Annotated in this window: 7 protein-coding genes; all 7 read right to left on the bottom strand. The window is 47.5% G+C overall.

Translation table 11 applies throughout. The features are described from left to right. Window positions 1-96 precede the first annotated feature (96 nt). From MKY98_RS11425 to MKY98_RS11395, 7 genes are read right to left on the bottom strand one after another with little or no spacing between them, the layout of a single operon-like run. Window positions 97-3,114, bottom strand: coding sequence for a GAP1-N2 domain-containing protein (locus MKY98_RS11425; RefSeq protein WP_029519151.1), 3,018 nt, complete (start codon window positions 3,112-3,114; stop codon window positions 97-99). Then, the gene (locus tag MKY98_RS11420; protein WP_029519150.1) at window positions 3,111-4,376 is read right to left on the bottom strand and encodes a TRAFAC clade GTPase domain-containing protein; all 1,266 of its coding nucleotides are present in this window, start codon (window positions 4,374-4,376) and stop codon (window positions 3,111-3,113) included. Before MKY98_RS11420 ends, MKY98_RS11425 begins: the two co-directional genes overlap by 4 nt. Before the next feature lie 16 nt (window positions 4,377-4,392). Continuing rightward, a complete protein-coding gene (locus tag MKY98_RS11415; RefSeq protein ID WP_069010195.1) occupies window positions 4,393-5,046 on the bottom strand; it encodes a beta-mannanase in 654 nt (217 codons plus the stop codon). Window positions 5,047-5,064: 18 nt separating this feature from the next. Continuing rightward, window positions 5,065-6,354 carry a vWA domain-containing protein gene (locus MKY98_RS11410; protein WP_069010196.1) on the bottom strand — a complete coding sequence of 430 codons (1,290 nt, stop codon included), beginning with the start codon at window positions 6,352-6,354 and terminating at the stop codon, window positions 5,065-5,067. 46 nt (window positions 6,355-6,400) lie between these two features. After that, window positions 6,401-8,767 (bottom strand): transcription initiation factor TFIID, encoded by a 2,367-nt coding sequence (locus tag MKY98_RS11405; RefSeq protein WP_069010197.1) that lies wholly within the window; start codon window positions 8,765-8,767, stop codon window positions 6,401-6,403. Between the two features lie 3 nt (window positions 8,768-8,770). After that, window positions 8,771-12,160, bottom strand: coding sequence for a tubulin-like doman-containing protein (locus MKY98_RS11400; RefSeq protein WP_069010198.1), 3,390 nt, complete (start codon window positions 12,158-12,160; stop codon window positions 8,771-8,773). A 24-nt stretch (window positions 12,161-12,184) separates the two neighbouring features. Continuing rightward, window positions 12,185-13,987 (bottom strand): vWA domain-containing protein, encoded by a 1,803-nt coding sequence (locus tag MKY98_RS11395; protein WP_069010199.1) that lies wholly within the window; start codon window positions 13,985-13,987, stop codon window positions 12,185-12,187. Window positions 13,988-14,230: the final 243 nt, after the last annotated feature.

The raw sequence follows: 14,230 nt of genomic DNA, 5'->3' as shown, positions 1-14,230 counted from the left end.
CATCCTTTATGGAAATATAGGCACAATAAAAGACGAGTCCTTTGAAGGAAACCCGTCTTTTACTTCATTCATCATTCATTTCTGTTTTATAGTTGCTTAGTCCGCAGTTTTCACTTGAACTAGCGGATATTCTTCTCCATCAACGGTAACCGTGCTAGCATCATTCAGTTCCAACCGCTGCCAAAGGGTCAATAGCGTACGATAAGGATACTTCTTCAGATCATACTCCGATGGTGTGTCAGTGTCTGTGTCTGTATTTGCTCCATTGCCACTACCCTCAGTAGTAATCTCCGAAGTCAAGCCTCCGTCCGTGTTGCCAGTCACTGCTCCAGATTGATCACCACTTTTTCCACTGGATGTACCCCCACGAGCTGTGGAACCATTGTCCGTGGATTGTCCATCTGCTGTCGTGCTTTTTGTAGTGGCGCTCCCAGTGTTTACATCACCGGATGGATCATTGTTCGCCTTACTGGCTGCTTCCTTGTCGTTCTGTTCAGCAAGTGTAAAATTTTCGTATAAGTGCTCCTGCTGATCCGCACCGACAATGACGAGCTTCTTCGGCTTAAATTCTGCCTGCTCTGTCGATGTCTGAAACGCAAACAACAGCTTGACCATTTTCGTAGTGGACTTGGTATTAGGCACATGTGTCACTATCGCCGTAGGCTCCTTTTTTACGGGCACTGTAGGCTCTACAGGCTGTTGTTGTACAGGCTTCGGAGTGGCAACAGGCGCAGGTGTGTCAGCAGATCCGATCACCCCGGTTGCTTTCAGGCCGCCTAGCGTACCTGCAATGACAATCAGCACGATCCCGGAAATCACCCCACCTTTACGGAAACGACGAAGCGTTTTGACCAGAGGCGTGTCCGTCTCACGCTTTGCTGCCAAATAGAAATTTTTAAAGGCAGGCTTCGCAGGTTCAAAATATTGACGCCACAGCGTTTTTTTATGCAGTCCCTCTCGTCCTTCCTTTTGGAAGAATAGAAGTAGCGCACGTCTGTAGGATGGTTCAAAACCGCCGCGTGGAGTAGCAAACTCAGGGTGTTCCTCCGACCATCGGATAAAGCGGTACATCGTATCGTTATCCTTTGCCCATTTGCGAATCGAACTGACCAGGCGAGCGAAATCCAATATTCCCTCTCCCGGCCCGTCAGAACGATAAAAGGCAGGCAACAGACGGGCAAAATGGCCTTCCGCAAGCTGCTGGGGCAGCCAGCTGTAAGCCCAATCCTGTACCTTTTCTACTTCGCCGGGCTCCAGACCGTCCAGCACCGACGGTTCCGGGTCCTCCGTGTTAAACCAATCATAAGCCGCAACTAATCGCACAGCTTGTCCCTTAAGAGGAGCAGGCAGCTTTCCAACCCACTGCACCAAATCAGGCCGTGTGAAAAAAGGAATCTGTACGACCTGATCGGGTGATATTTCCTTTAGCTCTACTTCGGTAAGTAAATACCGATCCGACGCTTCCTGCAAGCGTTCTGTCAATCCAGATTGCTCCAGCGGGGACAGTTTGCCTACGGCAGAGTTGCTGTCCCATTGACGCAAGCGTTGGTGAATGGCAGCCACAGCCTCTACTGGTTTTCTTTCCGCACGCAGTCGACCCATCAGTGCAGATTCTGCCAAAAGCTGAAAATCGGCATTCGCCGACACTTCGATATACCTACTGCCCCATTCGTGCACAACAGCCAGCAGCCCCTTGGCATCCGGTGTTCTTTTCATCTGACTGTCCATGTAGGGAATGAACAGCATTTTTGTCAGTGCCGGATTACCCAACACTTTCGTAAAATATGCCTTGCCTAATGATGGATTCTCTTCAATTGTATGATAAATATACGTGACTGCTTCCGTATTTCTGGCAGTATAAGCATTGTTTAGCGAACGGATTAAATATTCCACCAACCGATTTTCGCTGCTGCGTGCATGAACTTTATAATAGTCCTTGAAACTATCTACCAGGCCTACATCCGGAATATATCCATCCTTCACCCGATCAAATTCATGATCAAAGAACGACAGAAACAGATCATTCAGCCTCATTTTACGTGGCAGCGCATCGGGTGGCGATAAATAATCAGTCAGGCTTCGTAACACAGTGATTCGTTGTTCGTTGTATAATGCCCGCTCTCCCTGCTCAATTCTGTACAACGTAATTAGCTCATGATAGCTGGATGGCGTCAAATCACGCCCAGCCTCCATACCTGTCAGCATTTGCTCGGCAAATTTGAAGAAATCGTCCGGCGTCTCACCATTCAACAACGTACGGACGATCCAGTCAAAATACGGCTGTCTCACCTGCTCTGCATCCACATTAAGTATTCGACTATGATTAGACAGGTCAAATACAAAGTCCTTTTCTACATTCCGATCACCGGGACGCAAACTAAAAGGCTCAACAAACATCAAGTGAATGCCTTTTCTGCTGTTTGGTTCCTGTGCATATGTAAGAAATCCGAGTCTGTTGCGAAATGCATAAGGCAGTGCTGCATATAACACACCAAGCAGTTGCTTGGCTGAAGATCCGACCGCTTCTACAGGAACATTCAGCGCTACGTATACCTTTTTGCGACCCGCTGCGGACATCATGACTGCGTATAAAAGCTGTTTGAACACTTCTTCGCTCAGCTGCAATTGAGCCAGCACTGTAGACGGGTCAACAGCCGGAAATACACTTCCACCTGGTAGGCGCTCCAATTCCGGCAAATCCGTTCCCTGCTCAATATCATAAGTATCAACAAAGGAGGTGTTCAGCCACTGCTTATAGTCAGACGGAGATTCACCATGTCCGGCTGGAATCACATAGTTGTGCGTGAAAAGGGCGCTTCGTAGCCCAGTAAAATCCGCAGCCTTATAAATACTGCGGCCAAGTACTACATCCCCGGACTCCGTCCGTACCAGATGTATGGCTTCCGGATAGACACTTTCCTGTTTCTCGCCGCGCGCCGTCAAAGCAGCAGGCGCATCATATACACATAAGGGATGCAGCACCTTTTTAATAAAAGAAGCATCCAATCCTTTGGAATTAGCCACTGTATCGAAGCCTTCCGTAGAACGGAAAATACCACGCCGTTCCCGTGTGTACATCTGCTGTTGTATCAAATGAGAGGTAGCATAACTCACTGTGATTCTCTCCCCTCAATGTACTTCAACTTATAAAGCAGCCAAATAAATGGCTCATCCACACGGATCGGACTAACCAACCCTTGCAGCTTTTGCTCAACCGGATTGCTACCCAGCGCGGAAACCGCGAAATAGGCCGTATCCGTAAAATATACATCCATCGTGCCCTTGAACGGTTTATCCACCTTTTCGATGAAGCGCCGAACTTCGCCATCAATGTTCGCAAACTCATCCAAATCCATATATTTGCGATGCTCCATCGGATTAAAAATATTGCTGTTCGTCTTGATGTATGTGCCTTCTTCATCTGCCAACGCAGTAAGCATATCACTTTTGGTCAGGACGACAGCGGTCGGAATGTCCGTTTTCCCTTTTTCCTGATAGGCAATAAAATCACCGAACATCGTAAGTACAACGTCACGCGGTTCATCATATTGTGAGACCCACTCACCCGGCTTATCGCCAAGGTTAATCTTAATGCGCTCCCGAATAGAGCGGATTTGTAGTGGATCGACCATAAAGAGAATACCTGCAGAATTCTTAATATGCTGTCCATGCAGTCCCAGATAGTCCTGATCTACCATTCCCTCACCGGCGACATCAAAAAACACTAGCGTCAGTGGCGGCTTTTCCTCATCCTTAAATACGAACTGGAAGATAAAAGGCTCCTGCATCTTTTCTTTTTGTGTCGATGTAAGCAGATCGCCTCTTTCAAATAAGGGTTCCTCATACATAGTGCGGAACTTTCGGCTGATCTCTGCATTGAGTGGCATGCAAGCCGCGTCAAAATGATCGGCCGTAACATGTTGCAGCGTGTGAATCAGGGAGGTCATATAAACAGATTTCCCTGCCTGCGAAGCTCCAATAATCGAAATGATATTGCTAGGCACCTTACCCGCAGTCACGGGCAACTCGTTATGGCAGTGCGGGCACAGTCGGTGACGCGTCAGCTCGCCATAACGGTCGGTCAGTCCTGTCAGTACATGATCAGAATACAATCGATGTTCCTCAGGAACATCAAGGGGATGTAAAATCGCCTCCATATCATGCACACTGTCCAAGCCAAAACGCTCCCGATATTTGTTCAACAGCTCATCTTCACCCAAAGCGTAGTCCTCGTCATCTTCACGGTGATGAGAAGCACGGAATACTACTTCCTCCGGGGAGAATTTACTAAAGCAATAAGGGCACACAATATCATAAAATAACGGCCTTGGCGCTGCCTGTGGCTTTCTTCTGAATAAATTGCTAAGAAAACTCATCGGTTGCGGCCTCCTTTCATTCAGGAACTAATTCATATACCGTGCCATATTTCTGGCCGTCCGTAAAAAACAGCCGCACATATTCATCTCCCCCCACTTCAACAGCGGGTAAAACATTCCGTCCCGCAACAAAAGGTGCTGTGAACGGATACAAGGTTCCATCGTCCCGATCTGCGGGATAGCCCCCACGCTTCTTCACGTAGCAAAGCGCCTCCTGCGGGACAGGAACTTCGGCTGTCACCTGAATTTGGACGGTTTTGCGGCTGCGAAACCAGCCTTTTTTATGGTGAACCGCATATCTGATTTTAGCCCTTCCGGTGCTCAACTCCAGTTGGTTGGCTCCGTCTTGCTGACGGATCACGTAAGTGTCTCCATCCTCCCGAACAGCCGGATACACGGTATACCGCACGCGTCCAATGCCTTCAATTCGGTCACGATAGCTGCCAGCAGCCTTATACTCCTCGCGTGTAAAAAGTTTTAGGCTTGAAAAAGGCGGTAAAACTTCACCTTTATTTTGCCCATTCACACCTGCATCGGCTGATTGCTTCGCAATATATACCACGGCTGCGCCCTCAGGCCACTGCCAGCGTAACACAACCCGGTTGTCATCAATTTTGTGGCTCAGCTCCGAAATAATAGGATCACCGGGCTGTGCTTCCCTATACTGCATAAGTTCCAGCCTCCCGTTCTAAAATCCACTGCTGCGTCGATTGCGCGTCGGGGCTTCCGGTGCCCCTCTTCGGCGTCCTGACGACTCACCCTGACTTCCTCCACCGGAAGATCGGCGAGTATTTTCCGCAATCGGCAGAACAAGCGAAAAGACAGCAATAAGGGCTGCCAGTACGAGCGCTGCCAACAAACGAATCATCAAGTCGCCTATAGGCGATCCAGATAATCCTTTTTCCAAAATAAAGCCAGCGAGCAAGCCTGCCGGGACTCCACCAATGGCGAAATTCCGTGCAAGAAAACGGTTATCGAACATCAGCCCAAGAGCTAATCCCAATAGAGCGCCGATAATGACCAGAGCCGTTACACGATAAATGGCAAAATACAGACTGTCGGCATATTCACCTGTCCGCTCCGTTACCAGTGTGCGATCACCGATTTTGTTATATATTTTACCGAACGCCTGAGTAAGTCCTTGGGCATTGGCTACATTAGAATAAGTTCCACCTGTCAGGTTAGCAATATTTTGCAATAAGGCTATACCATCGGACTCTGCCAGTTTCAGCCCGATCGTATTAATCGGAATCTGGCGGGCGATATAAGGAGCCAATGCTGTCTGGGTATCCAGATCGCTAAAACCATCAGAGAGCATAATAACGAGAGAACCTTTTTCCGCATTGCCTTGGGTTTCAATCTCCTTGATCGTCTCGTCCAAAGCAAGCCCGATCTCTGTACCGCCTGACATTATAGTTTGCATACTATCAATTTTAGAATATACCGCTTGCTTCTCTGCATCTGTGCCAATGGGAGTAAATGGCTGAACCAACTGCGCAGCAGATTCAAATGAAACAATGGCTACCCGCTTGTCTCCATCCATTTGGGCAATCAGACTCTTGGCAGCCGTTAGGCGTTCATTATCAGGATCTGTTTGTTGCATACTTCCGGAATTATCAATCACAAGTACGAGGTCCTGTACGCTCTTGCGCCCTTCAGGGTTAACCTGATAGCCCAACTCCAATAGCAGACCTGCCACGAACAACATCACCAACGTAGCAGGCACCAGTAACTTCCAGGATAACCCGGAGTAGCGCTGCCGCCATGAATGTCCATTTAACTGTGGCGAAATCAGTTCGCCAATCAGACAGCCTAGGCCAATGCACAGGGCCATGATGCCAAAATACAGCCCGATCACGATGATATGCGGCCAATGCCCTATCAATTTGTGAAGAATAAGCTCTCCCAAGATGAAGCCTACTACAGCGCCCAGCAAGCCGAACAGTAATAGGAGAACGTTAAATTTACGCTGCTTCATAAGAATCGTTGCTTCCTTCCATCATTAAAGTAGGATGAATATGTGGCTACCGCAATTCCGGCAACCGGTCCACGTCGATTCCGTGAAACACGAAACCATTCGCAGTATATGTCTCATAATACGTTTTGCCGTTGCGGTAAACCATCAGATCCTCCAGATGGAAGCCGCCCATCAAATGCAGTTTTTCCACCCCGCTACTGCGGCGCTCATGCACAAAACCCAGTTTGTAAATACGCGAAGTAATGTCCACATCCATCGCATAAGGAAGAAATTCGCCTTCGTAGTCACCAAAGAAGTACTTTTCTTCATACCGATGCTCATGGGTATAGTCGAGCAAACGTACGTTAATTCCGCCATGTTCCTCTAACGTTTGATACAGTTTTCTAAACAGCTCATCCTTCGGAACGACCAGCCGATTTTCATATGCAGCAGCTACATTCGCACGCCGCAATAATTCTTCTTCGAAGGTCTGATTAAACGGCTGTGAACTGAGAATCAAGGTACGACAGGTCTGCGTAAGTCGATCCACCAATGCGGACAGACCCCCGTCCAGCAATCCGGATACAGGCCCCATATGCCGGGTATCAAAGAATATAGATTTTCCCCGCTTGCTTTCCAGCTCACGCATGACATCCTCTGTCACACGCTCGTAATACTCGAACAGGTTTTGACCTGTGTAACTGTCGGCCTGCCGAATACTGTCCGTTGCAGCTTGATGCAGTTCACGCTCCAGGCTGGCAAGCTGTACTGTAATATGCTTCGCTTGTGCATGCCATTTCTCTAGTGCCAGTTCATAGCGGCGAAGTAACTCCAAATCCGCTTGAATCCGCAGCATGTGCAGCTTGTGCCCGTAAACTGTCTCGGTCAGGTAACGGATCAAGCTGCGCACATTATGCTTATCCATGAGTGGTAGTCGTTGAAAAGGCTGGTCCTCCACCCGCCCGTTATACAGGGTATCCAGTTCAGCGGCACTAATCTGCAAGTCATTGGACGTATCACGAATCAGCCCCCGAACAGCCGTAAGCACATTCCCTGTTTTATTTTCATCCGTCCAGTCTGTCAGCTCGAAAAATCCGATTTCAGGATATTCCTTGGCAGCTGCATTCACAGCCAACTGCAGACCTGATTCCGCCTGAAAATCTCCCAACCGTTTGTGCACAATCCGTTCACAATTATCACGGAAAAAGGCTTCGCAGCCCTGACCAAACAAGGCCTCCTCCGCCTCACGTAATGTCATTCGCTTCAACGAGCCGTAGCTGGCTCCGCTGGTCATCAGTGCACTCATGTCCGTGATCGCTTCATTACCAGGAACTAGATCATTTCGCGTGCGACCGCGCTCAGCAGCATCTAAACCAAAATAATTCAGCTTATCGCGTATGTCCCACTCCTGCTCTGTTCTCATACGCTCTAACAGCTTCACATAAAAGTGATACAGCACCGTAAGTGCGATTGACTGGTTAGGGCGGTTGACTCGGGAAAATCCAGCCGACACATAACCCTGCCGCCCGGATTCCGTCATGATGTTGTTTTTAAACGATGTATTGTTGTATCCCCCATCCTGTGACCGATAGGAATCTCCTGCCTGATAACGGTTTTTAAGAAGCTGAATGTGGCAAATGATGTCACAGCTTTCTCGCAGACTATTCGGCACCGTTACGCCGCGTTCGTTCTTGTCGGACAGCACATAGACGAGATCGAACAACGGCGATGGAGCATGGGATACCGGAATGGTCAATTTGTCCTCGGTCATATGAAGCGGTGCCGTAAACGTATACTCCGGACTCTGGATATAGTCCAGCTCTCGCATGAAAGCAACGGACGTTGCACTACTGTAGCCAAATTGGGCAGTCTGATCGCTTTCATTCACCAACACATACAGATCCATTTGTACCGATTTAAAAGACTGTGCAAAAATATACTCCGCCAACAGTGTAACTTCAGGGATTAATACGTTCATGGGGTCATCCGCTGTCGTCAAGATCGACAAATGGACACGCTCGAACGAAGAATACAACCGACCGTAATCTGCCAGATGTCCACTAGCCCGGCGCAACGCGGTGTTAAGCTCAATTAGCTGCGATTCATGTGTATAAAAGGCTTGGTGTAAGTCACGGCGTATCGTTTGGTGGCCACTTTCCTCCGGTACCGCTATCGTATGAACAATAGCATCCACCGAACGATCTACAGCCGCATGTTCTTCCTGCGAGCGAATCTGAATATATGTTACTCCCGTGCTGTTATCCCACTTGGTTCGGTTGATATCTGCAATGGTGTTCATCACCGGGTTCATGCGATCCCCGATAAAAAGAAACACGGACGGGAAATGGATGCTACTGCGTCCATCCCCGCTTCCGATTAATTGGTCCTCTGCGGCTGCATAGTCAGCCGCATAACGTAACAGCTGCTCTCTCATACTTTATTTCAACTTTCTGCGGATGTCGTTTAATTTTCCAGCCATTTGAGCATAGAATGCATAAAGTTCCGCTCCGTTAGCCAGCTCCACCTTTTCATATTCCAATTGATTGCGGGCCTCTGTGTAAGTTGCAGCCAGTTCATCCAGCTTTGCCAGCAATGGTGTAATATCCTCAGATGAAGTCAATACAGCATCACGGCGATCCGCCTTGCGCATTAGAGCTGCAAATTTCTTTTCTTCCAAACCACGGAAGTTTGTAAACACTTCAAACTCCACATAATTGCGGCTCTTCATGACGTTCGCAAACGGCTCCCAAGCCTCTTCCTCTTCGTCACGATCATAGACATACAAAGCGCCTTTTTTCGTAATCGTATCCGTATAGAGAGCCTGAATGAACTGATCCAGCCATTTTTCTTCATCCTGATATTTACCCAGCAAAGCTTCCAGTTCAGCGGCTTTTGCTTCAATTTGTGTATACTTCACCAGTTCTTCACGAACCACCTGTGTTAACTCTGGTGAACGGATCAGGTTTTCCTTCGCCATCTCTTCATTGATGCTGCCAAAGATGTCCTTGCTTCCGGCCTGCTCCAGCCCTTCAGCCAGCAGACGTTTCAACTCAGACCATGCTCTTTTCACCTCACCCAAATTCGGCTTGGATTCATGCAAGCGCATATCGTAGCCTGCCAGCATCGCATTCAGATCTAGCGCATGTGAACGGATTACAGTGAAGCGGCTGCTCGTATTCTGATCGACATCCTTTTCTCGAATCACGCCAAGTGACTTGGCACGGTCAAAATCATTACGAATGCGTGCATTGTATGCTTGCACACGCGAATTGACGTAAGTTTCGCCCCATGACTTTTCAGGAATCGGCGACGGCAGATTAGTCCAGTTGTTCTGGCCTGTTTGCACCAGATGGCGGCCAATACCTTCGCGGTCAAGAATCGTTTTTTCATAGCTTTCTTCATACACTTTGAGCGGCGTATATACAAACAGAGGAACACCATTACGCGTATTGAGCCAGAAAATCCGGTTACGAACTTCACTTTCTTTAATAGTAAAGTGTGATTTTCCAATTGCATTATTTTGATAATTGCGAACGCCTTTTAGGATATTAGGCGACTGTACAGGTACCGAAACGAATCCCCAAGACGGGAAGTACAAGTTGCCAGAGCTATTGCTCAGATGGAACACAGGTACAGCTTCCTCATCCAGTTTGCTCGCAATGTAGCGCTCCACAAATTTTTCAATGGCTTCATCTTGCCCGTATTTCATGACGAGGAAATCCTCCATGGAACGGGTAATGAGATCACCGAACTTATCAGTCAAGAAATTGGAGATTGAGCTGATGATGTCCATATCCTGATCCTTCACCCATTGATCTGAATTTTCGAGTAATTCTTGGGCAAAATCACGAATCAAATCGTCACCGTTGCGGTTATCCAGCAGCTTGGTCACAACTTCAGAAATATCCGGTACACTTACCAGATTCCAATAGTACGTTTTGTTACCTTTGTGATCGGACTGTTCCTCGCCGTTAATCAGCAGATCACCATTCTTCTCGAATATTGCGCTCAATGCGTTCAAAATTTCAGTAAATACATTATAAATGCGGTTATTTTCCTTATTCAACAGGTCATACAGGTCTTCATAAAATTCAATGAGCTGCTCTGTACGTTCCACATCAGCACGCAGCCAATATTCATTAATTTTCGCTTCAATGTACGCATTTTTCTTTTTATCCTTGGATACAAACGCGCTCTTGGCATCGCCCAACTTTTCGTTCGCCTGCTCACGCGCCCATTCAATGTCCGTCGGAATACGGTGCAGTGATTCACGCAACGTCTCCACATATGAAAGCAGCATTTTCAGCAAGCTAAATCCTTTTTCAGTATAAATCATGCGGGATACATAAAACGGTCCTTGCTCAGGATGCAGAAACATCCGGCGAATTTGATCCGTAAACTGTCCTGTAATTTCACCAGGAAGCTGCTTCTTCGCTTTGATATACTCTTCGCGGGCACGCGTCAGGAACGTTTGCTCCAGCTCGGTGTCCATATTGACAACTTGCATTTTAACGACATTGCTATAACTTAACCGTTCACTGTTTTCAAAGCCCGGAAGCGGCTCAGGTACACGGGATTCAAAGTTTTTGATCATGCTATCCAGATCCACTCCCAGCTTGCGGGCAAACTTCTCTACATCCTCTTGATTTGGCGATTGCTCGAACATTTTGGACATTTTGCCAAACATTCGATAAGCCAGATACGTCGTCATTTCCTCCATTGGCAGCACCGCCGAGGAAGCCCCGATAATATTGTAATCGTAGTTTGCTGGATACGCCTTATTCATTTGTGCGATGTTGGTACGGATATTGCTGATATAGTCATGAATGGCAAATTCTTCGCCGGATTGTTTTTCCTCACTCGCCATAAAGTTGGTGATGTTTTCGGCGGTGACATTCATACAGTAATCATAAGCATTTTCCAACAGCTTGCCTTCCGTATTCGTGGCCGAAATGAGATGGCACAGATTAAACGGCGGAAGCGGCGAGTTCACGGTCAAAATATTTCCGTACTGCTGCTTAAAGCGTTCACCACGGCTGTCTACATTCATCCAGTAGTCCAGCTCTTTCAGTGCAGCATAGCCGTTCTTTTTAATATATTCACGTGTATGCTCACTCAGGCTTTTGTTCGCCAAATTGATATCCGGTGTAAACAGATACCCTAATGTATTTACACGGTCTACACCTGCAGAGCCATAATCGCGCTCAATAATTCCTCGGACGATATATGAGATATCGAGGAAAGTACCGCTTCCTGTACCGCCGGACAAACCGGACAGCAGGAACACCATAAGCTTCTTATTGGTGCCCTCAGACAAGGTTTTGATTTTTTTGTCAATGCTTTGAACGACCTGATTAATTTTGGTGAACAGCAGTAATCGTCCTGCCTGACGTACCCCTGCCGCCCCGTTCATACCATCGGTAATGCTCAGCTCTGGAGACAGCCAATCGGTAATGTACGGCTCTAGAATGCTACGGTTTTGCAGCAATCCGCCGATTTCCGCATTGGACAGCAATACAAACTCATTGATGGGGTCCAAACCAATCCCCTTGTATTTTTTGTTGCGGTCTTGTTCATTCGTTTCAAAAGCGAGAAATTCCACATTGTCCGGTTTATCGCTCTTTTTCTTGGAGATCGGATCTGCTGGAAGCTTGAATCTGCGGTTAATTTGATATTTCAAGCGGAGAAGGGCATCAATTCCCGTACCTCCGAGTCCGATAATTAAAATAGGATTATCAATAGTATCCACTCTGATCTTATCGCTTACGATCCCCCCGCCGAGTGATACGTCTAATTGTTGGATATGCTCTCTAACTACTGGTTTCATAGATATGACCTCCTAAGGGTTCGTTTAGCTGTTTACTGAAATAAATTCCAGCAAAATGGTTTTGTCCACACTGGCTAACGGGATGGTCAGACGATCACCGTTTTTGAGTTCAAGACCGTTGCCTGTGTCTACAGCCCGCCCGGATTTTTCAATCGTAATCTCGGAGGTACTGCGCACAATGATACGATCCTGATTGGCTGGTGTGAACACAACCTTGTCGGTTCCAGCAAATTCCGGTGCCAGTTGCAGCAACTGGTGCAGATTAAATTTGCCCCGGAAGGTGTTCAGCTTCTTGTACTGCGGATACGTTTTTTCGCCAGTGTTCTCATCCCGGATTTCCAGTACGATTTGACCGACAAAGCCACGGTTGGCCTTTTTCATAGCCTTCCAGATGAAATATGCGGCAACCAGCAGAACGAGCAGTCCCAGCCCTAAAAGAATGAGTGGCATTAGCTTGGACTTTTCAGCAGGTGTTGTTGGCTGAGTCGTGCCCGTATTTGTACCGCTCGTCGCCCCTGCTTTAGCACTAATGGTTACAGGCTGTGTTTCACGGTAGAAGCTCTTCTCCTCTGCTCTAACGGTTAGTTCGTAGTCATGCTCATCTGGAATCGTATAGGAACCGGTAAAAGAATCCCCTGCGTTGGTTAACGGCACCTCATTCGTTGTACCGGAATCCAGATCCTTGACCTTCAGAACAGCATTCATATTCGCATACAATTCCTGATCCTGAAGATGCTGGCTATTGCTCGTCAGGTAGGAACGAATTTGAACTGCATCGCCTTTTTTGTATGATTTGGCGGGCGGTGCGTCCATTTTCAGCTCCAGATCATAGTTAAATACCAGATTAATATCAATCTGATCCTGCTGGACTCCCTTGACTTGGAGCTTCCAGTCACCAGCCGCAGGCTTGAGCAGTTTAATCAGTGAGTAGCTTTTGGACTTGGACAGCAGCACATCGCTCGAAGGAATCGGCTTGCTGTTGCCCGACGGGTCTATCAGTCTCGCATCCACCGGTTTCGAGGACATGATCGAAATGTTAGCCTCCAGCACACTATCGTTCGGTACGGTTACCGTTACGTCCTGATAGTCGCCGTTTGCCGTAATGGACTGCAAAGGCACCACTTTCAACTTCAAATTGCTGGCGAAAATTTCACTCAAAATGTTCGGCAGGTCATCCGCTGAGCTTGTAATAAAGGACTTGCCGCCCGTTTGCTGCGCTATGTCGGCGAGCTTGTTTTTATTCAGCTTCCCATCTGCATTCAAGCCGATGGTGTAGATCGGAACGCCGCTATTTTTAGCCTCGGCTACAGCCTGTGCCATATCCTGATCGGATTGGCTTTCGGTTCTACCTGTCGTCTTATTAAAATCGTTGTTACCGTCGGCCAGCATGACGATCATAGGCGCATGTCCAGCTGTTTTACCATCTTGCAAAATGCGGATTGCTTCCTTGACACCCACGGAGGTGTCAGTATACGCCCCCCGGTTCAGTCCGTCAATAAACGTCTTCAGTTCCTGCTTATCCGCTTCGGATGTAATATTAAGCAAGGCTTTCTCACGCTGTACGACATCCGTATACGCTACAATCCCGACCTTGTCATTTTGCGTCGACAGCATATCAATGAACATTTTCATGGCTTCATTGCCAATTTTCCCAGGATCACTGGTGTTCATTGAATTACTTACATCGACGACCAGCACCGCATCCACCTTAGAAGCAGAGGGTGAAGCTGCATTCGCCATCTTTGGCTGCCATGCCAAAATCGAGGTCATGATCATTGTACATATGATTCCGATGACCAAAAACCATTTTCTGTCTCTACTAAACATCGCTTGTACCCCTTTGCCGGTTAATTCTCATTCTAAATTACAGTTGTACTCCCCTACTATTAAATTATAATGAGTTTTACATGAGCGCCAGCTGAAAATACTGCCCGAATGGTCTGAATCCAACCCAAAAGCCTGTTATACCGCGAGATTTTACCAATATCCTGCAGTAATGATATAATTATACCCCAACAAGGGCAATCGGGCACCAGCCTTCTCCTTTATACGACAAAAATAACAATAGCG

The sequence above is a fragment of the Paenibacillus sp. FSL M8-0228 genome (genome assembly GCF_038007385.1).
Lineage (GTDB): Bacteria > Bacillota > Bacilli > Paenibacillales > Paenibacillaceae > Paenibacillus > Paenibacillus polymyxa_D.
Note: the sequence above shows the minus strand (reverse complement) of the source record. Positions and strands in the feature narration are given on the sequence as shown.